At 68.3% G+C, this 22,997-nt stretch carries 15 protein-coding genes and 1 pseudogene; 9 read left to right on the top strand and 7 right to left on the bottom strand.

Annotation, left to right across the window (positions count from 1 at the left end):
- Window positions 1–113: 113 nt before the first annotated feature.
- From ABS735_RS03500 to ABS735_RS03490, 3 genes are read right to left on the bottom strand one after another with little or no spacing between them, the layout of a single operon-like run.
- A complete protein-coding gene (locus ABS735_RS03500) occupies window positions 114–992 on the bottom strand; it encodes a DUF6339 family protein (protein WP_373899910.1) in 879 nt (292 codons plus the stop codon).
- Complete coding sequence (locus tag ABS735_RS03495; RefSeq protein ID WP_373899909.1) at window positions 989–1,981, bottom strand: hypothetical protein; 993 nt, start codon at window positions 1,979–1,981, stop codon at window positions 989–991. Before ABS735_RS03495 ends, ABS735_RS03500 begins: the two co-directional genes overlap by 4 nt.
- Window positions 1,978–4,107, bottom strand: a complete 2,130-nt coding sequence (locus ABS735_RS03490; protein WP_373900216.1) for a helix-turn-helix transcriptional regulator — start codon at window positions 4,105–4,107, stop codon at window positions 1,978–1,980. The genes ABS735_RS03495 and ABS735_RS03490 overlap by 4 nt, the downstream gene beginning before the upstream one ends.
- A gap of 554 nt (window positions 4,108–4,661) precedes the next feature.
- Here ABS735_RS03490 and ABS735_RS03485 point away from each other — a divergent pair.
- From ABS735_RS03485 to drmB, 4 genes are read left to right on the top strand one after another with little or no spacing between them, the layout of a single operon-like run.
- Window positions 4,662–9,419 (top strand): sacsin N-terminal ATP-binding-like domain-containing protein, encoded by a 4,758-nt coding sequence (locus ABS735_RS03485; protein WP_373899908.1) that lies wholly within the window; start codon window positions 4,662–4,664, stop codon window positions 9,417–9,419.
- Window positions 9,416–11,335, top strand: coding sequence for a UvrD-helicase domain-containing protein (locus ABS735_RS03480; protein WP_373899907.1), 1,920 nt, complete (start codon window positions 9,416–9,418; stop codon window positions 11,333–11,335). The genes ABS735_RS03485 and ABS735_RS03480 overlap by 4 nt, the downstream gene beginning before the upstream one ends.
- Window positions 11,332–14,586, top strand: coding sequence for a helicase-related protein (locus tag ABS735_RS03475; RefSeq protein ID WP_373899906.1), 3,255 nt, complete (start codon window positions 11,332–11,334; stop codon window positions 14,584–14,586). The genes ABS735_RS03480 and ABS735_RS03475 overlap by 4 nt, the downstream gene beginning before the upstream one ends.
- Window positions 14,583–16,451 carry a DrmB family protein gene (gene drmB / locus ABS735_RS03470; RefSeq protein ID WP_373899905.1) on the top strand — a complete coding sequence of 623 codons (1,869 nt, stop codon included), beginning with the start codon at window positions 14,583–14,585 and terminating at the stop codon, window positions 16,449–16,451. The genes ABS735_RS03475 and drmB overlap by 4 nt, the downstream gene beginning before the upstream one ends.
- A 6-nt stretch (window positions 16,452–16,457) precedes the next feature.
- Here drmB and ABS735_RS03465 read toward each other — a convergent pair whose 3' ends face one another.
- Window positions 16,458–17,081, bottom strand: coding sequence for an ATP-binding protein (locus ABS735_RS03465; RefSeq protein ID WP_373900215.1), 624 nt, complete (start codon window positions 17,079–17,081; stop codon window positions 16,458–16,460).
- 194 nt (window positions 17,082–17,275) lie between these two features.
- Between ABS735_RS03465 and ABS735_RS03460 the strand changes: the two genes are divergently transcribed.
- The 3 genes from ABS735_RS03460 to ABS735_RS03450 all read left to right on the top strand — a co-directional run bounded on the left by ABS735_RS03460 (window position 17,276) and on the right by ABS735_RS03450 (window position 18,702).
- Window positions 17,276–18,124 (top strand): helix-turn-helix domain-containing protein, encoded by an 849-nt coding sequence (locus ABS735_RS03460; protein ID WP_373899904.1) that lies wholly within the window; start codon window positions 17,276–17,278, stop codon window positions 18,122–18,124.
- Window positions 18,121–18,333: a DUF397 domain-containing protein gene (locus tag ABS735_RS03455; protein WP_373899903.1), complete on the top strand. Its 213-nt coding sequence runs from the start codon at window positions 18,121–18,123 to the stop codon at window positions 18,331–18,333. Before ABS735_RS03460 ends, ABS735_RS03455 begins: the two co-directional genes overlap by 4 nt.
- A gap of 72 nt (window positions 18,334–18,405) precedes the next feature.
- Window positions 18,406–18,702: a DUF6247 family protein gene (locus tag ABS735_RS03450; RefSeq protein WP_373899902.1), complete on the top strand. Its 297-nt coding sequence runs from the start codon at window positions 18,406–18,408 to the stop codon at window positions 18,700–18,702.
- 309 nt (window positions 18,703–19,011) lie between these two features.
- On the opposite strand, the gene ABS735_RS03445 is transcribed toward ABS735_RS03450, so the two are convergent.
- Window positions 19,012–19,518, bottom strand: coding sequence for a cyclic nucleotide-binding domain-containing protein (locus ABS735_RS03445; protein ID WP_373899901.1), 507 nt, complete (start codon window positions 19,516–19,518; stop codon window positions 19,012–19,014).
- A gap of 592 nt (window positions 19,519–20,110) precedes the next feature.
- Between ABS735_RS03445 and ABS735_RS03440 the strand changes: the two genes are divergently transcribed.
- A complete protein-coding gene (locus ABS735_RS03440; RefSeq protein WP_373899900.1) occupies window positions 20,111–20,263 on the top strand; it encodes a hypothetical protein in 153 nt (50 codons plus the stop codon).
- Between the two features lie 189 nt (window positions 20,264–20,452).
- On the opposite strand, the gene ABS735_RS03435 is transcribed toward ABS735_RS03440, so the two are convergent.
- Entirely contained in the window at window positions 20,453–21,178 is a 726-nt protein-coding gene (locus ABS735_RS03435; RefSeq protein WP_373899899.1) for a DUF4839 domain-containing protein, read from the bottom strand.
- A 132-nt stretch (window positions 21,179–21,310) separates the two neighbouring features.
- Between ABS735_RS03435 and ABS735_RS03430 the strand changes: the two are divergent.
- Window positions 21,311–21,560: pseudogene (locus tag ABS735_RS03430) on the top strand (hypothetical protein).
- Between the two features lie 92 nt (window positions 21,561–21,652).
- On the opposite strand, the gene ABS735_RS03425 reads toward ABS735_RS03430, so the two are convergent.
- Window positions 21,653–22,921, bottom strand: a complete 1,269-nt coding sequence (locus tag ABS735_RS03425; protein ID WP_373899898.1) for an alpha/beta hydrolase family protein — start codon at window positions 22,919–22,921, stop codon at window positions 21,653–21,655.
- Window positions 22,922–22,997: the final 76 nt, after the last annotated feature.

Genomic DNA, 22,997 nt, shown 5'->3' with positions numbered 1-22,997 from the left:
CTTCGACCTTGGAGAATTGCTGGCCGAGCAGGGCCTGTCCGAGGCCGACTGCGTCGTGCCGCCAGAACGGCTCTGCACTCGTCGCACGGCCAAGGTCGGGCGGCCGACTCGGATCAGTCCTCCTCAGCGGCCTCTTCCTTCTCCTTCCCGCGCACGGGCGCGTCCGCGAAGAGTTGTCCGAAGAGTTCGGTCAGGCGCTCCACCGACGCCTCGGGAGCAGGCTCCTCCGCGGGGCCGGTGGGAAGCGGACGGTGATGCACGGAGTGCCCCTCTTCCGCCTCGTCGATCCACCGTCGTGCCGCCCCGGCGTCTCGTTCCGCGTCCGGCGCGATCACGTCGTACATCAGAGTGGCGGCCGCCGTGTTGACAGCCTTGCCCAGTGCGTTCGCGTCGCGTCCTGTGCGGACGACGCCCCTCTTCAACATGCGGGCCAGCGCCTGGGCCGTGGGCCTGTGGTCGATCACGTCCAGTCGCAGAACCGTGTTCAACATGTCCTGATTGCCGCAGGCGACAACGACTGGCTCGTAGTCGGACCCGTCCCGGAACAGTTCGGCCGACCACCAGAGCCGAGCGAAGGCCTGCTTGTGGTAAGGGCCTTTGAAGTAACGGGCGTTGACGGACCTCTTCTGCTCCGAGAAGTGCCGCCACACCACGAAGTCGGGTGCCACCCCGAGAGCCATGTAGTTCCACAACGCCGAATCCGCGGCCTCCTCGCGCGTCAGGCGAAGAATCGCGTGCAACCGTGGGGCGAGCCAGGCATCGGCCTGTGTCGGCCTGTCGTCCCGGTAGATGTACATCGCGTCGTCGATCAGATCCCGTACGGAACGAAGCCGCATCCGCGGGCTCTCCGGCAGTGGTTCGGTCGCCTGGTTGAGAGTGATCGCGGGGACGTTGTCCTTGCCGGACAGCAACCCGTCGGCGATGAACCTGGCCGCGTTCTCGTCGGCGAGCCGAGCCAGGTACTCGGGCAGATGGTCGGGCCTCTCCGTCACGCCTCGTCCTCACGCTTGAGCTTGTTCAGGCCACGCACGGTCTCCGAGAGCGCCCTGGGCACCTCGGCCCTACGCATGGCCGCGTACTGAACACGCGGCTGCAGTTCGGTCCACCCGGTCACGCCCACGCGCCGCCGATGCACTTCACGCAGGGCATCCTCGAGAGACCGGTCGGGAACCACGTCAGGCAGCATCTCCCGCAGCACCTCACCCTGCCATCCGTGCGGGAACAACGGGGTGCCGTCGTCCTCGATCTCGAGGTCGCCGATGGCCGAGTGGAACACCGCGATCCACACGTCGGCGGCCATCTGGGACACCATGAGTTCGTTGACCAGGCCCTCGGGTCCGCGCCCCTCGGCGCTCAGGACGTCGGTGATGCCTTCGAAGTCGGTGTTGATGTGCACAGTGGGCAGTCGTCCCGACGCGTTCACGATCCAAGGAGCGTCGACGAAGTTCCGCAGCCACTGCGGGCCCTTCGCGAAACCTACTTCCTTGATGTCGAAGCTCTGCTCCCGAGTCGGGACGTCGCCTCTCGTGTCGACGACCCAGTCGTCGACCGCTTCCGCGATGATCCGTCCCGGGACGCCGTCGACCGTCGCGACCACCTGGACCGTCAGGGTGGCCCGCTCGGACACGTCGGAGCGGAGCACCTTCAGGTCGCCGCGCCATTCGCGACCGCCCTCCGTCTCCGGGACGAGCCTCGCGGTGACCCGGGTGTTGGTGGCCCTGTCCGTGAGTACGGCGACCACAACCACCTCCGACCAGGGGCCTCCCGGTTCCGTTGCCTTGGAGGGGATCGTCGCCGACACCGTCAGCGCGGCGGTCTCCCAGTCCTCCGTCTCCGCCAGGCCGAGGGCGACGACGCGCTCGACCACGGAACGGGCGCGAGAGTCGAGTTGCTCACGTGGTTGTTCGGGCGCTTTGACCCTGGCCGCGTCCACGCGCAGGGAGACCGTGCCGCGCAGGCGCGGATACGGGAAGACCTTCACGACGACACCTCTCCCTCGGCGGCGCGCAGTTCGACCACGAGGCCACTCAGACTCGTCCTTACGGCGTGTGTCGTCGGGTCGGTCACTCCCCGGAACGTAGCGGAGCGGGCCCTCTCGGCGAAGCGCAGCGTGTCGTCCACGACCTCGCAGTTTTCCACCCCCACGAGTTCGGCCCACGCGATGGTGGGTCGAGGGCCCGAACGCACCTCGAACTTGGCCACCGGGGCAAGCCTCCAGACGTGGCCGCCGGCGGGAATCCGGATCTCTCCGGTGACCTGCCAGGCGCCGCCGTCCAGCACCTGGGCGTCCAGTTCCTCCAGCACCGGCAGGGTCGCCGCCGAAAGCCGGGCCCGCTTCGTTTTCGTGCCGACGGTGAGTTTCGGCGCCAGCCGTCCTCCGCCCGCTTTCGACTTCTTCTTGGGGCGAGCCACCAGCTGTTTGATCGCCGCGTTGGTCTCTCGGGTGAGAGAGGCGATCCGCCGGTAGGCCGAGGGCGAGTAGGTGAGGGTCAGTTCCTCGGTCTGGCCCCACTTGTTGTGCTCCGGGGGCTCGGCCGCCCGCAGGAACACTTCCGCCTCGGCCGCGTACGGAGCCCGTGGACCTGCGGCCTCACCGGCCAACAGCACGGCCTGGAAGGGATTGACGGACAGGGGGAGCCCCGGAACGGCGGCGTCCCTCACCGTCATGCGGTTGCCACGCATCGCCACGACGCGGTTGGGCTTTCCGTCCATGTCCTCGGCGTCGGTCACCAGGAGCACGGCGTGGTGCTCTCCCGCAGAACCTCGTCCGCCCCCTGCGACCGGAAGACTCATGGGTACGGTGGTGGCCACGACCTGACCGGACTCCGTGAGTTGCTCGACCGTCGTACCGTCCAGAAAAGCCCTCAACGCCCGCGTTCGGGAGGGTTGGGTCACGGTGGGGTCCACACGTTCCTCGGAAACGACCACTTCTCCGTTGCGCAGGGTACGCACGGAGGCCTCCAACAAGGGCAGCCGGTCACCGCCACCCGTCATCGCGGCCCAGAAGTTCCGGCCCAGAGCCTGGACCAGCCTGTGGTGCATCCCCTGGATGCTGAAGTCGTCGTCGACCTCGTCGTCCCCGAACTCCCGACTCGCGTCGACGAGACTGGCAACGTCGTGCGCCCCCACGATCAGGAACGACGTCCCGGGTTCGCCGCTCTCCCTCGTGAGGTGAAGCGATTCGACGGTCTCCTCGTCCGCCCACCACGATCGGGCCACCGCGGCCCCCGGGGAGTCGGGATCGGGCCGCCCCAACCATGCGGGCCCCGCCCATGCCTGACCGCCGACCCGCCGCCACGGCAGGTCGAGCCGCCCGACGAGGCGGCGCTCGGTGCGGCCCTCGTGCGGTTCCGACAACGTGGAGTTGATGAGAACCAGGCCGAGCCGGCTGGTGGCCCACAGGGTCGCCTTGCCCAAGCCGTACGAACCGCCCGCCCCCTTGCCGGACTTGTGGCTGTCGAGCTGCCGTCGCACCACCGCCGCGAAGCGGCCGTCCTCGTAGTCGTCACCCGTAAGGCCCGCGGCGTTGTAGTCGTCCACCCGCAACAGCACGAGACGGTCGTGGTCGTACATGTCGCGCAGCCCGGCGTCGATTACCCGGCCGACCTTCTGGTCCTGGGCGGCAGCCACCTCGTAGTGCGGGAAGAGGTCGTCCCACTGGATCGCCTCTCGGAACCGCGCGAGCTTCTCGCCGGTGAGCTCGTGCAGGGTGTAACGCACCCGCACGGGCTGGCCGTTGGCGGTGATGCGCTCGTCCAGGCTGTTCTGGCAGGTTTCCCGAGCCAGCACTTCGACATCGGCGTCGAAGGCGAACGCGGCGGCGTTGCCCAGCTCGCGACCGCCGTCGGCGTGACCGGGGCGGTGGTACCAACCGACGGGGAGGCCGGCCTGAGTGTCCGTCGTACGCGTGTGCACCGTGGCCAGGTCGGTGTTCAGCGCACGCGCGATGCGTTCGATGGTTTCGGGCCGAGGGGCGGCGCGCCCGGTGATCCACGCGGAGACCGCCGCGCGTGTCACCTCCACCTCCTGAGCCAGTTCGGTCTGCGTCATGTCGGCGAGCTTCAACTGCCGCGCCAGCCATGGACCGAAGTCCTCACCTGCGTCCACGGTCACCTGCTCTCGGATCTTGGTTCGCTTGCGTCGGACAGCAGGACCACCCTACCTCGCATCGTTTGACAGATGGCAATCTGTCAAACAGCCTTTGACACGAGCCCGCCCCACAAGGACTCGTCGAGCACAAGCAAGCCCCATAAGTCCGCTCTGACCGATTTGCCGCTCCCAGATTCGTCATCGAACCCTCTTGCGCCCCATCGAAAAAGCCGGGTACGGTCTTTTCCGCGGCCCCACCCGTCTCAGAAAAAACCATTCTTCGACGTTTTGGTAGAGGTGTGCCGCCAATTCACTTTTACGCTCCGTGGCGGTGTCACAACCATTGGCACGCAGGATTCCTCACGTTTCCACACGCCCCAGCCCCATCCCTCGTTCTCGTGATTCTCGCTGCCTCGGAACACCTTGTTCGAATTAGTCAGTAGCTTCCTCGGAAGCGGCCCGCGCACCGCCGCAACCGACGTCATGGCAACCGCGTCCGATTGATCAACCGTGCGTGTTGCCACCAGCATCACTTTCACAACCCAGGCCCCATCACCTCGGATCGGAGTCCAGTGCATCCCGAACTGACCCCCGTGCTCAAGACCGTGGTCGAGCAGTCCTCCCGCGTTCTCCAGACGTATGCAGTGGACCCCGGTCTCATTCCGGAGCACGCGAACGGAGAAAGGCGGATCACTCAGGGCGGATATGGTGATCGGCAGCTCTTCGAGCTCGTGCAGAACGCCGCGGACGAGATCGCGGCCGAGCCCGGTGGTCGCACTCATGTCGTCCTGACGGACGCCCATCTCTACTGCGCGAACGAAGGAACGCCGGTCACCCCGGAAGGGGCCGAGACGATTCTCCGGATGAGCATGTCGCGGAAACGCGGTGGGCAGATCGGGCGCTTCGGGGTCGGCGTGAAGTCCGTGCTCGTGGTGACCGATGCCCCACAGTTCTTCAGCCGGACAGGATCCTTCGGGTTCGACCGGGAGTGGGCGTATGCCCAGATCCGATCCGTTCCCGAAGTCAGGGCCCGGCTCGGGGAGGAGTTCGAGGCCCCGGTGCTGCGCATGGCACGCCCACTGGACGTGGCCGCGGAGCGTTCCGCCGACCGTGTGCTCGACGAACTCCTGGACTGGGCGACCACGGTCGTCCGTCTGCCGTTGCTCGACGGCGCCGCCGACCGTCTCGGCCAGGACATGCACGGCGGACAGTCGACCGGTGGTCGAGAGGAGTTTCCGGTCGGGTTCCAGCTCTTCTCGCCGCACGTGGCCAAGGTGGTCCTCGAGGATCGTCGTCCGCGCCCCGTCGTGCGACGCACTCTCACCGTCGAGCGGGAGCGGGAGCAGCACGTCGTCCACGAGGAGCGCCCCGGCAGGACCCCCTCGGCCGGCCGGTGGCGCGTGTTCACCCTCACGCACGAGCCCACCGTCCAGGCCCGTTCCAGCGCGGGTGAGCTGCACGACCGCGTCTCCCTCGACCTCTCGTGGGCCGTGCCGGAGTACGAGAAGGATGCCGCCGGACTTCTGTCCTCGACCCGGGGACGAGGCCGGTTCTGGTCGTTCTTCCCGACCAAGTACGAGATGACGCTGAGCGGCATCCTCAACGGAGCCTGGAAGACCAACGAGGACCGACAGAACCTGCTGGACTCCTCACCGTTCAACCAGGAGATGATCCGTGTCGCGGCCCGCCTGGTGGTCGAGTCGCTGCCGAAGCTGGCCCCTGCGGAGGACCCCGCGGCATACCTCTCGCTTCTTCCCGGACGCCCCCGCGAATCGGAGACCGTCAGTTGGGCGGACCGCTACCTGACCGAGCAGATCTGGGCAGCCACGGCCCACCGTCCGTCGCTGCCCGACCAGGACGGCAGACTGCGGGTACCTCGCGACCTGAAGATCCACCCGTCGCTCGGCAAGGACAACCAGTCGCTCCTCCGTTGGCTGAGCCTGTGGAACTCCTACTCCGGCCGCCCCGCCGACTGGCTCCACCCGTCCGTGGAGGCCAACACGCTGCGCTCCGGCAAGGTGGAACAGGTTCTCAGGGCGTCCAAGCGTGAACGCGCCTCGGTTCGCGAGTGGTTGGAGGCCCTGGTCGCCGACAACAGCGCCGGCGCCTCCGCGACAGCCATCCGTATCGTCGCCGACATGGTCCAGTCGGCGTCTCCTTACGCGGACGAGGCCCGTGCCGCACGGATCGTGCTGACCGAGGAACACGGCATGGTGGCACCGGTGGTCGGCAAGGTGTTCCGACGCACCGACCAGGACGGTCTGCGCGAGTCCCTCGTGTATGTCGACACGGCCCTGTCCGAGGACCCGTCGCTCGCCAGTGCCCTCGCCGCTCTCGGCATCCGGGACGCCGACGTACGGGGGCGCTTCGTCAGCGTCCTGGACCAGGGCTTCGCGTCGTACGGCCCCCAGGAGTGGACCCGGTTCTGGGAGCTGTTCCACCAAGCCGGCAGCAGCCAGCTCTCGCACGAGGTGATCCGGCGCGTCCCCGAGCCGTCGTCGACGCTGCACGTGCGCACGGCGGCCGGTAGCTACCGGGCGATCCGCGACTGCCTGCTGCCCGGCCCGGTCGTGACACCGGAATCGGACCCCTCAGTCACCGTGGACGGCCGGTTCCACTCGGACGACATGGCCTTCTTCCGCGAGGTCGGGCTGCGGGACCGCCCGACCGCGGGCCACCGCCCCGAGGGGGAGCCTTGGTTCGAGCAGTACCGCGAGACCATGCACAAGGCCTACTGCGGGACCCTGCCCAACCAGGCGTCCCGACCCACCCTCGCCCGCATGAAGCTGGAGGGCGCCGCGATCGGCGGTCCCCTGCATCTGCTGCCCGAGCTGTCGGACGAGGCGAGGGCCAAGTTCCTCGGAACACTGCCCGAGGAGGCCCTCGTCGACAACTGGACACTCCAGGTCGGCGCCCAGGTCGGCACCCGTAGGGCGGTGGCCTCCCCGATGCGCTGGATGCTCAAGCGCCACGGTCGTGTCCCGACGTCGCAAGGCATCCGGCCTCTGCACGAGGCGGTCGGTCCCCAGCTCGACGCCTACAGCGACATGCTGCCGGTCGCCGCGATCAGCGCCGAGAAGGCACGCAAGCTCCGCCTCGCCACCAACGTCGAGGAAGTACCCGACTCGTTCTGGAACCGACTCCTCGACAAGCTCCAGCACAGCGAGGACGACGCGTTCGTCGGCAACACATACGTGTTGCTGACGCGTCTCGAGGTCCCCTTCCCCGACGACTCGCTCACCAGGTGCCGCGTCGGTGACGAATGGGACACACGACCGGACGGTGAGATCGCCGTCGCCGCGTCGCAGAACGAGTACCGGGAGCTTCGCTCCGAACGACTGCCGGCCCTGTTGGCCGCATCGTCGGAGGACGCGGCACTGCTGGTGAAGCAGTGGGGGATGCTTCCGTACTCCGACGTGATCAGCCGCGAGACCCGACACGAGCCCTCCGGCGAGCCGATGCCGCTCAGCGATGTCTACCCCACCCTGCGACAGCTTCACGGCTCGAAGGTGGAGCAGTACTCGCTGCAGCGCTGCAAGGTCCTCGAAGAGGTGAAGCGCACCCCCAACGGCATGCACCCGACGACGCTGAACAGCAGCTTGCAGGGCTCCACGGTCCTCGTGCTGGAACCGGCCGACGCTCTCGAAGCCCTGATGGCCGTCGACCGGGAGCTGCGTTGGCGCATGGGCGCCGCCGGTTGTCGACAGGTCCTCGCGGCTCAGCAGCGTCAGGAGGAGGACCAGAAGGTCAAGAGCACGCTGAAGGCCGTGCGCCAGGCCGACGACGTGGTGGACAAACTGCTGCTGCTGTTGGGATCGGAGACGCTGCGGGACCGCCTGCCGGCCGGTCTGATGGACGGGGAGCGTGCGGAGAACGGGGGCGTCGATCCCGACGGTCGGCGCGTCGCGCAGATGGCGGTCAACTCACACGGGGACAGCGTTCTGCAGGTACACGCCCGCGACCTGCAAGGCCGCTACCCCGGCCATGCCCCGTCGTCCTTCACCGGTGCTTCCAGCGCGGTGGCTTTCGTGGCTGAGTACGGCTTCCCGGACGCCTACGCCGGCTTCCGGACGCCGTCCCTGGATCCGCGCATCGACGTGGACGGTCCGCGCCACTTTCCTCGCCTGCACGACTACCAGGAACGGCTGGCCGCCAACGTTTTCGCGATGCTGGACCGGATGGTCCCGCAGCGCGGCATGCTGTCCCTGCCGACCGGTGCGGGCAAGACGCGGGTCACCGCCGAGGCCGTGATCCGGTGGGTGAAGCAGGTGGGTCGTCTCGACGGGCCAATCCTTTGGATCGCGCAGACCGAGGAACTGTGCGAACAAGCCGTGCAGAGCTGGAAGTTCGTGTGGGAGAAGGTCGGTGCCGAGGCACCGCTGGCGATCAACCGCCTGTGGTCCACGAACGAGGCCGGCCCGGTCACCGACCGTCCACAGCTGGTCGTCGCCACGGACGCCAAGCTCCAGCAGCCCAACTGTCTCGCCGCAGACGCCTACGCCTGGCTGCGGAGCGCCGCCCTGGTCATCGTCGACGAGGCGCACACCGCCATCACCCCTCGGTACACCGACATCCTGGCGCACCTCGGTCTGACGGCCGCCCGTACCGATCGTCACCTTCTCGGGCTCACGGCCACACCGTTCCGCAACACCAACCAGGACGAGACACGCCGCCTGATCAACCGCTTCGGGGGCCGGCGCCTGGACGAGGGGGTCTTCCTCGACGGCGACGCGTACGCCGAACTCCAGAGGCTCGGCATGCTCGCGCAGGTCGAGCACCGGCTGCTCCGAGGCGGCACGATCACCCTGACCCATGAGGAGAAGGAACGGGCCGAGCAGCTCAGCATCCTGTCCAGGGCGGCCGAACAGCGTCTGGCCGACGACCACGACCGCAACACCCGCATCGTCGCCGAGATCTCGGACATGCCCAAGGACTGGCCGGTGCTGGTCTTCGCCACGTCGGTCGACCACGCCAAGTACCTGGCCGCGAAGCTCCGCGACCTGCGGATCACCGCTTCCGCGGTCGACTCGACCACGTCGCCCAGCGACCGTCGCCGACGCATCGACGACTTCCGGGCGGGCCGGATCCGCGTCCTGACCAACTACGGCGTTCTCACACAGGGATTCGACGCCCCTGCCACCCGGGCCGTCGTCGTCGCCCGCCCCGTGTACAGCCCCAACGTCTACCAGCAGATGATCGGCCGCGGCCTGAGAGGACCGCTCAACGGCGGCAAGGAGACCTGCCTGATCCTCAACGTCCGCGACAACGTCCAGAACTTCGACACCGCCCTCGCCTTCACCCAGTTCGAGCACCTGTGGAGCAGCAAGTGACCGACGCCTACGGCGACAGCCCTCCGCTCACCGACGAGCAGCGGGCCGTGGTCGACCTCCCCTGGGACACTCGCCTGCTGGTCACGGCGGGGGCGGGCTCCGGAAAGACGCACACGGTCGTCCGACGCCTCGACGCACTGGTGGGTCACGACGATCCCGAAGAGGCACTGGAAGCGGGCGAGATCCTCGTCCTGAGCTTCTCCCGCGCGGCGGTCCGTGAGCTGCGGGACCGCATCTCACGGCACGGCGACCGAGCCCGCAGGGTGCGCGTCCAGACCTTCGACTCCTGGGCGTACCAGCTGCTTGCGCAGGCCTACCCCGACGAGGAATGGGCGGCTCGGAGCTTCGACGAACGCATCCGCGCGGCCACGGACGCGATCGAGAAGGGCGCGGTGGAGGCCGGCGAGACCGGTGCCCCCTCGCACGTGGTGATCGACGAGGCGCAGGACCTGGTGGGCGACCGTCGGGATCTCGTGGAGACGCTGCTCGACCGTTTCCAGCGTTCGTGCGGTTTCACCGTCGTCGGCGACTCGGCCCAGGGCATCTACGGCTTTCAGATCACCGACCCGGCGGAGCGGGACGGGGAGACCGATCGGTTCTTCGAGTGGCTGCGCATGTCGTACGACGACCTCGTCGAGCTCGGTCTGACCCGGAACTTCCGGGCGACGACCGCAGAAGCGCGGACCGCCCTCGTCGTCGGCTCACGTCTGCAGAGCCTGGGAGGTTCCGAGAGCGGCAGGAAGACCAAGGCCACGACGCTCCACTCCGAGCTTCGCGACCGGCTTCTCGGCCTGCCCGATTTGGGCGACCTTGCAGGGGACTTCGCACTGGAGGCCCTGCGTGCGTACCCCGAGACCTGCGCGATCCTGACTCGCGACAACCGCGAGGCCCTCGCCGTCTCGGAACTCCTGCACGAGCACGGGGTGGAGCACACGTTGAAACGCTCGTTGCGGGACAGACCGGTTCCGTACTGGGTCGCCGAGCTGCTTCGCCGGGCGGAGTCCCTGACTCTCACCGAGTCCCGCTTTCTGGAGCTGCTCACGGAGATCCCGCTGCCTCCCGCCTCGGATCCGGACCGATGTTGGCGGTCGCTGCGTGCCGCGACCCGACGCACCGGACGCGGCCTCGTCGACGTTGCCGCCGTACGGCGTCTGGTGGCCGAAGGGCGATTCCCCGACGAGCTGGGCGACTCGGAGAAGGCTCGCTTGACCGTCTCGACGGTCCACCGGGCCAAGGGCCTGGAGTACGACCGGGTGTTGTTGCTGTCCCCGCCCTCCGTCGCCGAGTTGCAGAAGGTCCACGCAGATCTCGACGTACCCGCCGAGGCACGGGCTCTCTACGTGGCGATGACACGGACCCGTGAGGATCTGTACCGCGTGGCCGGCCCCGACACCGCCAGCATACGACGCCACCGCCCCACAGGCCGCTGGTACCTGGGGGGCTGGAAGAAGTACGAGCGCTACGGCATCCAGGCCCTGCCCGGCGATACGCACGGCGAGACTCCACCTGTCCCGCACGACCCGGACGCGTCGTCCGCCGCCGAGACTCAGACCTATCTGTTGGAACACGTCCGTTCCGGCGACGGGGTGACGCTTCGAAGGCGTCATCCGTTCCCCGCGGGCCCCGACCAGAGCCCGCCGTACGACCTGGTGCACCGCGGTCGAATCGTCGGGGAGGCGTCCGAACGCTTCCGTCGGGACCTGCATGCCGTGGAGATGGTCTCGCGTTCGTGGGACGTCACCTGGCCCGCCGAGATCCTCGGCCTGCGGGTGGACACGCTGGAGACGGTCGCGGGCAGTACGGCGGCGGGGGTCAACGCCGGACTCGGCGACAACGGTGTGTGGATCGTTCCTCGCATCACCGGAATCGGAAGGTATCGACGCGGCGAACGCGCCGACGGGGAGGAGCAAGGATGACGAACGAAGAGAGCCGACATGCCGAGCACTACCGGGTCCGTGAGGAACTGGTGGCCGGGTTGCGCCGCGAGCTCCTCGGACCCGACGTCGAGGCAGGGGACGACCCCGTCGAGGTTCTGACCCAGGACGCCCCGATCACGCGCTACCCGATCGGTGTGCTCTACCCGAGAGCCGCCGGGCATGAGGCTCACCTGCGGGTACGGGAGGACGCCGCCGAGCAGGAAGGGCTGGACGAGACGCCGCTGCTCAGCAAGGACGACAAGGAGGAAGGACAGGGGTCCGGCCGACCACCCGCCTCGGCCGACCGACGCCCTTCCACGATGGGGCTCACTTTCGCCGTGGCGCCCGAGATCGGCCCCGAGATCGTGGTCTCCGCGCGAGCCGCCGTGTACGACCCCGTGGACACCGACGGGCGCCCCGTGTCCGCACGACGGGCGGAGGCGCGATCCACCATCGATCAACGCGAGCACTGGCGGCGCAGGGAACTGGAACTGCCGAACACGACCGTCGACGTCACGACACCCGGTGTACTCGACCCGGCTCCCACTCTCGCCGACGGCGTGGAGCTCCACGTTCTCGTCCGGCCGGTCGACGTGAGGTCCGGCACCGTCACCGTCACCGTCACCCTGATCAACAAGCACACAGTGGGCGAGCGGGAGCTCCAGGACGCGTTCGCCCTCTTTCAGCCCGGCCTCCGGGTTCGGGCGAGCAACGGCGGATCCGCCTTCGTCGAACGTCCCGCCAAGGTGTCCGCCGTCGACTCGGAGCTGGCCACAAGTCGTTTGCTGTACCGACACGCTCCCACCTTCGCGGTGGGGCACGGCTGCGCCGCCGACTGGGACTGGTCACCACCACAGATCGGTCTGACCGACATAGAGCGTGCGGGTGTCACAGAGGTCCGCTCCGAGTTCGTGCCCACGCACGAGGTGCTGCTGACCGACTCCAACCCGGAGATCGACGCTCTCTACGGTTCCGCACTCGGCATGCTCGGCCTCGCCCAGGCCACCGAAGCCGAGGTGCTCGACGCGTTGCACGCGCTGACGCGCGGATACGAGCAGTGGATCGAGGCCAAGGCGTCGGAGGCCGCGGCTCTCGCCGGGACCACCTACGAGAAGGCCGCACTCGCCCAACTCGACTCCTGCCGTGAGGCCCTCGGCCGGATGCGTGAGGGCGTCCAGGTCCTGGCGGACAAACCCGAGGTCATGGAGGCCTTCAGACTGGCCAACCGGGCCATGGCGGAGCAGCGGGCACGCAGCGCCTGGGTGAAGGGCGGCCGTGAGGGCACGCCCGACATGGCCAAGCAGCGCTGGCGGCCGTTCCAGATCGCCTTCATCCTCCTGTGCCTGTCCGGCATCGACGACCCCAACCACGCCGATCGCCGGGTGTCGGACCTGCTGTGGTTCCCCACCGGTGGTGGCAAGACCGAGGCCTATCTCGGGCTGATCGCCTTCACCACGTTTCTGCGCCGCTTGCGCGACAAAGTCGCCGGCGGGGGCGTCACCGTGCTCATGCGCTACACACTGCGCCTGCTCACCCTTCAGCAGTTCGAGCGCGCCACGATCCTCATCTGCGCCATGGAGAAGATGCGGCTGGCCGCCCCCGACCGCCTGGGCGACGAGGCCGTCTCGATCGGCATGTGGGTCGGCAAGTCGGCAACGCCCAACGATCTCAAGACGGCCGCCGGGAAGCTGGACAAGCTGCGCGGCGGGCAGAGCCTGCAGACCGAGAACCCGGTGCAGCTCCATGCCTGTCCCTGGTGCGGCACGGCCATGGACGCCCACGACTACACGGTGGACGAGGACGACGAGCGCATGGACGTGTGCTGTCCGAACACCGACTGCGCCTTCGCCTCCGGCCTCCCTGTGCACCTGGTGGACCAAACCGTCTACAAGGCCCGCCCGACGCTCGTCATCGCGACCGTCGACAAGTTCGCCTCCATGCCGTGGCGCAAGGAGACCGCCGCGCTGTTCAACCGGGACCGCGCCAAGGACCCCACTCCGCCGCCCGAGCTGATCGTCCAGGACGAGCTCCACCTGATCTCGGGCCCACTCGGCACGCTGACCGGACTGTACGAGACGGCCGTCGACGCTCTCGCCGACCAGCCGAAGGTGATCGCCTCGACGGCGACCATCCGTCGCGCCGCCGACCAGGGACGCAACCTCTTCGACCGGGACGTGCGTCAGTTCCCCCCGGCCGGCCTGGACGCCCGTGACTCCTGGTTCGCGGTGGAGACCGACCCGGCGGAGAAGGCCAGCCGCCGCTACGTGGGCCTGCTCGCCCCGGGAACCAGCCAGTCGACCCTCCTCATCCGTACCTACGCCGCCCTGCTGCACCAGGCCATGCGTGCGGAGACGAGCGACCAGGTCCGGGACGCGTACTGGACCCTGGTCGGCTACTTCAACAGCCTCCGTCTGCTGTCGGCCGCCGAGCTCCAGGTGAACGACGACGTCGAGGACTATCTGCGTCTCCTCGCCGAGCGTGACGGCACGCAGGTACGCCCCTCCAACCGCTACTCGGAGCTGACCAGTCGGGTCGACGCGAGCCTGATCCCCGCCCGGCTCAAGGAGATCGAGAAGCGCTACCCGAGTCCCGACGTCCGTGACGTGCTCCTGGCCACGAACATGATCGCCGTCGGTGTCGACATCGACCGCCTCGGCCTGATGGCGGTCATGGGCCAGCCCCAGACCACGGCCGAGTACATCCAGGCCACCAGCCGCGTAGGGCGTGCCCATCCGGGACTCGTCGCCGTGATGCTCAACAGCATGCGTCCTCGTGACCGCTCGCACTACGAGAGCTTTCTGCACTTCCACTCCGCGTTGTACCGCGAGGTGGAGTCGACGTCGGTCACCCCGTTCTCCGCCCGGTCTCGCGACCGGGGCCTGCACGCCGTGGTCGTGGCCCTGGCTCGCATCCTCATCCCCGAAGCCCGCGAGAACGACGCGGCCGGTCGGATCGACTCGTACGTGGACCGTCTGAAGTCGGAGATCAAGCCTCTGCTGACGAGTCGGGTCTCCGGTATCGACGCGACCGAGCTGCAGGACACGTCCGACGCGTTCGACGAGTTCGTCGGCTGGTGGCAGGAGTCGGCGAGCGCGTACGGCGGGCTGCTGTACGAACCCCGTCGCGGCAACCCCACTCCGGCTCTTCTCAAACCGTACGACGACGAGTCCGAGGGCGACGCCTGGCGCACCATGTGGAGCCTGCGCGACGTCGACGCCGAGTCCGCTCTCTTCCTGGAGGCTTCCCGATGACCCCACCCCCCGCGCGGCGCCGTCGTCGCGCCGACGGCGACTCGACCGCACCTCGCCTGGCTCTTCCCCGTCGCGGGTCCGTTCGCCGATCCCAGATGATCACCACGTACGGCGTGGGATCGCTCATCGCGGTCGACAACGAATCGTTCGTCGTCTCCGGCATCGATGACGCCCACCGGAGCTGGACCCTCGACGAGGCACCGATCATCCACGAACATCGTCTGGCCCACGTGTTGGGCGTGCGGCACTTCCGGCTGCCGCCGGCCTCCGAGGACACCAGCAAGGACGGTGTACGCGTCCGCCGTTTCCCGCTGTGGCACTCGTGCCCGTCGTGTCAGTCCCTGCAGCACGTACGAGGCTTCAATCCGCCCCCCGGGAAGAACGTGTGCACGGACTGCGACGACGAGCCGCTGGTCCCGTCCCGATTCGTCATGGCCTGCGAGGACGGTCACCTCGACGACTTTCCCTACTGGAAGTGGCTGCACCGCAAGAACCGGGAGGAAGGTGCGACCGGGCACTGCAGCGGGCGGATGAGTATGCGCTTCTCCGGGCAGAGCGCTTCGCTGCGCTCCGTCCTCGTCTCGTGCACGTGTGGTGTGCCGGAGGTGTCCATGGAGGGTGCCTTCCGCCGCTCGGCCCTGACCGACCTCGGGGTGCGCTGCGAGGGCAGGCGGCCGTGGCTCAAGGACGCGCCCGCCGAGTTCTGCGCCCAGACGCCGCGCACACTCCAGCGCGGTTCGTCCTCGGTCTGGCAACCGGTGCTGAAGTCGGCCCTGTCCATCCCCCCGTGGAGCGACGGTCTGGCCGCCAAGCTCTCGAAGCACTGGGACAACCTGCGTGCGTACTCGTCCCGTGTGGAGATCGAGATCTACCTCAAGGGCGCGTTCCCGGGCGACCCCTCCGTCTCGGTCGACGCTGTCATGAAGCTGTTGGCCGCCGAGCAGGAAGATGATCCGGCACAGGAGGCGGAGTCGGACGCTGCTGCGGTGAGCCGCTACCAGGCGTTGCGCCGCCAGGAGTACGAGCGCCTCTGCGCGGGCAACGCACTGCGGGACAAGGGACGCGAGGAGCAGTTCGTCTGTGAGCCTCCGGTCTCGGACGCCGCGGCTCTCGCACCCTTCGGCGTCGGCAGACCGATGCTGGTCAAGCGGCTGCGCGAGGTGCGCGCACTCAAGGCCTTCACCCGCATCGCGGACCCGGAGGCGAGCGTGGAGGGCCACGAGGCCCCCTTGTCCCTGACGCCGACCGACTGGCTCCCAGCCATGGAGGTGCACGGCGAAGGGGTTTTCGTGCGCCTCGACGAGGAACGGCTGGACTCGTGGGCCGATTCTGGCGCGGTCGCCGAACGTGTCGAGCAGATGCGCACGTATCACGACCGAGTGCTGAGAGAACGGGCCGGCGATTCTACGGAGGCGCCCATCTCGCCCGCGACCCCCCGCATGGTGCTGCTGCACACGCTGTCGCACATACTCATCAACGAGTGGAGCCTGGAGGCCGGATACCCAGCGGCTTCCCTCCGCGAGCGGCTCTACGCCGACGACACCATGGCCGGATCCCTGATCTACACGGCGACCAGCGACTCCGCCGGGAGCCTCGGCGGTCTGGTCGCACAGGGCGAACCCCGGCGACTGGTCGGCACTCTGGGTTCCGCCCTGCGTCGTGCCCAGTGGTGCTCCGCCGACCCGCTGTGCATGGAGACGGAGACGGGTGGTGCGAACGGCATCAACCGTGCGGCCTGCCACGCGTGCGTCCTGCTGCCCGAGACCAGCTGCGAGCACGGCAACGGCCTGCTCGACCGGGCACTTCTGGTGGGCACGCCCGAAAACCCCGACCTGGGCTTCTTCGCCCACGCGCTCGCGCTCTGACACGACTCAGTCCCAGGAGGCCCGGTGCGCTTCGGTCTCGAAGCGCACCTGGGCCCGGTCCAGCACTTCGTCCGCGTCGCGGCCGTGTGCGCTGAGCCAGTGAAGAAGGTCGGTGATGATGTGGATCGCCGCCTCTTCACCCTTCAGGGCACCCACCAGGCCGACGCTCCGTCCGACCTGCCCCTCTCCCACGATTCCGTAGAGATCACGCATCGCCTCGGTGCGGATCACCCGAGGATCTCCGTCCTGCTCCCCCGGCGAGATCGGCCCCGTGGCGATCTCGCACCAGGTCACCTTGCCGTCACCGAGGAGGCTGACGCCCCAGCGATCGGTGACAGCCGCGACGAGTGCCATGCCCCGACCGCCCTCCGCCTCGACATCAGCGGCGACGAGCGTCGGCAACGCCCGCGAGTCCGGGTCGCGTACCTCGATGCGCAGGAACGTGCCGTTCATCAGTAAGGACAGGGTGGTCGGGGTCCCCACCCCGACATGGGTGATGACGTTGGCCACCAGCTCGCTCACGCAGAGTTGGGCCTCGTCCACGAGACATCGGATTCCCCAGCCCTCGAGTCGTGACCGCACGACACGTCTCAGGGAGGCAACTTCCTCCTCCCGAGCAGTGAAGTCCACGACGTACGGGGATCGCACCACGTTCGCGTTCAGGGTCACTTCCGGACCTTTCTTCGCTACCGGTCTTCCTCGCCAGGATGGCCGGCACAAATCCCGCCGTGCAATGTGCACGCGGAGAATCCCACCATCGGGTGATTGTCGTCCGATGCTCTTGGCACCGACACTGAACTCCGTTCGCCAAGAGGGAGGTTCGAATGGCCGGGTCGCCAACGGCACGTCGCCGAAGGCTCTCCATCGAGCTGAAGAAGCTTCGGGAGAAGAACGCACTGACCTGCGCCCAGGTGGGGGCCGCTCTGGACTGGAGCGGTTCCAAGGTCAACCGGATGGAGACCGGCAGCGGGAGGGTCCAACCCTCCGACGTGGACGCCCTGTGCCGCTTCTACGAGACCACCGACGAACTGCGCGAGTTCCTGAAGTCGCTGGCTCGGCAGGCCAAGACACGCAGCTGGTGGCAGGTACACGGCTCGGGCGTGCCCGAATGGTTCTCCATCTACATCGGCCTGGAGCAGGACGCCTCCACGCTGCGCCAGTACCAGTGCGAGGTGCTGCCCGGGCTGCTGCAGACGGAGCCGTACGCCCGCGAACTCCACACGTGCGGCTCCTACATGCCGCCCGAGGACATCGACCGCGCGGTACGAGTACGCCTGGAACGGCAGTCGATGATCAGCGCACCCGATGCTCCCGACTGCTGGTTCGTCGTGAGCGAAGGAGCGGTACGCAGAGTCATAGGGGACCGCGAAGTGATGCGAGCCCAACTGGAGCACGTGTTGGACGCGGTGCAGCGCCCGAGCGTGACGCTCCAGGTGCTCCCGTTCGACGCCGGCACCTGCCCGACCACGGGCCCGTTCACCGTGCTGGGCTTCCCTGACCCGGAAGACCCGGACATCGTGTACCGGGACGGCATCACCGATGCGATGTATCTGGAGGGCGAACCCCACATCCGGGAGTACAACAGGGCCTTCGACGAGTTGCGGGCGGCGGCTCTGAGCCCTCGGCGCACCATGGAGTTGATCAGCAGCGTGATGAAGGAGTCGACACGATGAGCCCCGACATCGACGGCCGCGGCGGAAGGGGGCCGTCTCTCACGTGGATCAGGTCCTCCTACAGCAACGGAGCGGGAGGCGAATGCGTCGAGTGCGCCGTCACCGGTGATCGGATACTGGTGCGCGACACGAAGAGCGGCGGCGCCCTCGTGACATCCGTCGGCGTCGCCGCTTGGCATTCCTTCACGCGGGCAGTGAGTCGAGGTTGATCGGGATCTGCACCTGGCACGGACTTGTAGGACACTCCACATAGCACAGAGGAGACCGAGGAGCAGATGATCGTGAGCGCACAGTACGTCGCGGCCGGTGTTCCCGCTCCGTTGCCCCTGAGGACCATCGGCGACATAAGAGCCGCCCTGTTGGCCGGTCACGGGTTCCCCGGCGACAAAGAGGCCTTCGAGACCGATCTGCAGCGCGCGCTGGATAGCTCCTCGGAGGCCGACCTCACGGCCGTGGCCGCGGTGATCGTTGATTACCGGGGCCGCATTCGCCTGTACCAGGACCCCGACTTCGACACCGCCGTCCAGGAGGGCATCGATCTCGCGATGCGAGTGAAGCGGGAGGCTCGGGGCGAGTGAGCGATGTCATCGCTGTCGTGACCCTTCGAGCGGCCGCAACTGGCGAAGGGCCTGGGCGCGGAACAGTCGCAATTGCGGCGGGAGCTTGAGCTGTTGCCCCGGCTGGGAGTACTGCTCGGCCCGCGCCGCCAGGACGGCTTGGAGGTGCGCAAGACACGAATCGAGGCCACCAGCGACGTGCCCGGGCTAGCTGTGGCTTACGTGTACACGCCTTCCCCGCCTCCGCCGACAGTCGCGATCACGTCGGTCACACCCGATGACGGAGTCCTCGAGTAGCTCTGCGTCCACCCGCCGCCCGCCTTCCAGACCTCAGGCCCGGTCGCCGTCGCGCTCCTGGCCCTCATCGCCGCCATCGACGATCTTCAGGTCGACACGCCCCCCGGCGTACGGATCGGGAGTACCGACAGGAATGCTCTGCACCGCCTGCCCCTGCGCCGCTCCGTTGCCGTTGAAGACGAAGTCGGGACGGATGCGCCAGTTGCGGCCGTCGGGGTAAATGAATCCCTGGGCCGCGAGTTGCTTGAGGGCGCGCGACACAGACGCCTGCGACATGCCCACCTGCTCGGCGAACTTCACCTGGCTCTCCACGAGGACCAGGCCGTGATCCTTGCGGTTCTGGAGGGCGCACATCTTGTGGAACAGCTTGTACGCGCTGACGCTGAGATCCGCGTCGGCGAGGGCGTTGTGCGCCGCGTATCCCATCGTGGTGAAACCTCCTCCCCTGAACCAGAGGCTGTGCGCGGCTGAGGCCGAGGAATGGACGGTGAAGTCGTTCACCTCGCCCGTCCGCTTGTTCACGGTCTCGATCCGGGTCACTCGCCGGGCCGCACGCACAGAGTACTCCCAAGGGTGAATGAAAGACGCGCAGCGCTGACTGGTCCGTTCCAGTGCTGCCGAGATGCGATTCAGCAGTGAATAGCCTAGGCCACCTATTCAGCGCTGGATGACACTATCCAGAATTGCAATGAGCCCGTGGCATTGCCCCAGGTCAGAGCCTGGCCGTGATTGTGCGTCTTTAACAGGTAAGGGGCCCGCCACGCCGGTCCTCCCCTCACAACCCCGCTTGGCGGACGTCATGCCCCAACACCGGCCGTCGTGGGTGCTTCAGCGTCATCAAATGGGCGTGCCTGATGCCGGGACGTGGCTGATGGAGGCACACGTGGCGGACGACCGTCCGGCTCTCCCACCGTCGTGGCGGGCTTTCGACGGCTGGGGTCTCCGGATCCGTGGATGCCGAGCTCAGGTGTTCCACGAACTGCGGTATCCCGTGCGTGATCCCTTCCGCGGCGCGGCAGGGATCACCTCTCTTCCCGAGGTGGCCGCACTCCTACGGAGGTGAGTCACGCGACGATCGCCGGCACCGACGGAGGGCTGGAGAGTTCCTCCGAGGCCGGCCGGCCTCACGGCCGTGGCTGCGGTGATCGCGAGTTCCCTGGGCAGGCTGATCCGGCTGCCCCAGGAACCCGACTTCGGCATCGCCGTGCAGGAGGGCATCGACCTCGCACCGCGACTGATGCGGACGGCTCAGGGCGAGACATGTCACCGCCACCGTGCAGCGTGAGCGGCGGCTCGCCCTTCTGGCAGGCTGAAGCCTGGTCTGTCGGCGTCCTGCCCCTCGTCGCCACCATCGACGATCTTCAGGTCGACAGACAGGGTTGTGCCGGGATCGGGATCCACGTCCCAGTCCGACGCCCCGAGAGCCAGTCCGAGCGAGCACGCTGATCCTCGATGACGTGACTGCCCATCTCGACTACCGGATCTCCGTCGCGACCGGGTCGAGGAAAAAGAGGCACTGGTCCACGTTGAACTCGCTCACCTTCGCTACGAAGCGGAACCTGTCGCCTTCGCCGACGGTGCTGGGGATCTTGTCGCCGGTCAGCTTCAGTTCGAGGAGGTTGACGTCCTCGTACTTGAAGGCCGGGCCATCCGTCGTGTTCGGTCCCTTGTCACCTGGGCCCAGGAGGAAGTCGTAGCGGGTGTCGTAGTCACCGTGGGGCGCCATGTTCACGATCGATCCGTCGAACGCGACCGTCTGGCCCTCGTGCCCGGTCGCGAAGTCCAGGTTCGCTTCGTCGCACGAGTCCGCCTTCAGCAGCGCCGCGAACTCCGGGTTGTTCCGAGACGTGATCACCTCAGTGGCAGCCGCCTCGGCAGCGGGCGAAGGCGGTGTAGCGGAAGGCTCTTCGCTCGCAGCGGCCGTTGGCCTGTCCGCCTCGTTCTTCTTCTCATCCCCGTCGCCGAGTGCAGAGGCAACGCCGATGACGATGGCAAGGACCACGAGGACGGCGACTGCCGCACCGATCAGGAGCCACGGCTGCGGCTTCTTCGGCCGGCGGAAGTTGAGAGTGGAGCGAAGCGCGCCCTGGTCCTGATCTACGAGCTCCCAGCCATCCTTTTTCATCTTCGAGATCACCAAGCCGTCGGTGCCTCGAACCGTCTGCACGGTCTTGTACTCGTACTTGATCTCGTCGGCCATGCGGCTCCGCGCCCCCCCAACTGGACTGTTCATACCAACTGCCTGGTGAGGATATGGGACTTCGCCAGGAGCTCGGCATCGCCGATGTAGCCCTCGGCCCCGAGCTCGCGACTCGGGCAGGGAGCACTCGGTTTGCTCGTCGGGCCGGTCCGGCGCACTTCGGGCGGCAGGCGGCGGGCACCTCCTTCGATGTCGACTGGCGGCTGATTTGCGTCATGCTCCGCGAATCCGGCATGCCGCTGACCGACCTCAGACAGTTCGCCGAACTGGTACGCCGGGGACGGGCGAGGAGTGCCGGTCCGTCATCGCCTGGAACGTCGCGGTCTACGCCGAGCGCCTCGCGCGCGGTGAGGCCGGTGGGCTCTGGGACCCGACGGCCTGAGGCGAGCGGAAACGGCCCGGCCGTGTGGCCTGTACCGCCTCGCGGGACGTGCTTCCGGCTCTCCGGCGGGGAGCACCCGGTCGACGGTTCGCCTATCCCAGGGACCGGAACCACCGCACCACGGCGGCCGTCCCCGCCTGCTGGGAACCCAGGTGGCGGGAGCTGCCGTAGTCAGGGGTGCCGAGGTTGGTCGTCGGGGCGTGGACGCCGCGGGCGTGCAGGGCGGCGTGGCAGTGGGCGGTGTTGGCGGTGACGGCCTGTTCGTCGGCGTCGGCGTAGTAGAGCCGGGTCGGGGCGCGCGGGGTCCAGTCGGTGCACACGCCGTCGGCGGTGCGCAGGGCCGCCGCCAGGCGTGCGGTGGGGTGGGCCAGCATCGCCCGGCCGCGGGGGGTGAGGAGCGCGTCGACGGTGTCCGGGGTGCCCGCCTCGACCTCCCGGCCGGTGTGGGTGCCGTCCAACAGGCCTTCGATCGTCCGGTCGTACGGCGCGCGGAAGACCTGGGCCGGCGTGTCGTACAGGTGGTGCAGGCGGTTGAAGGCGACCAGGGTCAGCGCGGAGTAGATCACGCTTGCCTTCGGCTCCGTCTGTCCGGCCAGCAGGGCGGGCAGTTCCGCGGTGCGGAAGGCGTAGGCGCCGCTGATGGGGGCCACCGCGCGCAGGCGGAACCAGTGGTCGGCGCCTTCCTGGAGGGACCGGGCCAGTCCCAGAGCCGCCGAGGCGCCCTGGGAGAAGCCGGTGACCAGGACGTCGCGTCGCAGTTCCCGGCCCTTCGCGGCCGCGACGGTGCGGGAGGCGCGCAGCATGTCGAGGGCGGCCGTCGTCTCCGAGGGCACGTCCATCCAGGGGTGCGGGCCGGGGCCCAGGCCCAGCCCGAGGTAGTCGGGGAGCGCCGTGGCGAATCCGGCGGAGGCGTGGGTCAGGGCGGGGGCCTGGTCCCAGACGCTGGTCGAGACGGAGGCGACGTCGCTCTTGAACAGTTCGGTGCCGTGGGTGAAGGAGACGGTCCGCAGCCGCCGCTCGTTGTTGTCGGGCAGGGCCAGCAGTCCGCTTGCCGTCGTGGGGCGGCCGTGTGGGTCGACGGTGCGGTACACGATCCGGTAGGTGGTCAGGCCGTACCGTACGGCACCGGTGTCCCAGGCGCCGGCCTTGTCCCCGGCCAGCTCGGCCGCGACCTCGCGGGCGGCGAGGGTGCGCAGGCGCTCGACCGACACGAGCGTGCCCCGCGGCAGGTCCGCCCTGACGGGCGCGACGGCGGCGGGCCGGGGGGTGTCCGCCGTCCTCGCGGCCGCGGCCGTCGTGGCGCTCGCCGTCAGCGCGACCGAGACCGCCGAGATCATCACTGTCCTGCTCATTCGCTTCATGCCGTGACCGTAGGTACCGCCGACTCGGCCGGCCATCCGGTCAACCCTCCGACGGGTGTGGGGTTTTCCCGACCGC

The sequence above is a fragment of the Streptomyces sp. MMCC 100 genome (assembly GCF_041538145.2).
Lineage (GTDB): Bacteria > Actinomycetota > Actinomycetes > Streptomycetales > Streptomycetaceae > Streptomyces.
This window is presented reverse-complemented; position numbering and strand designations above follow the sequence as displayed.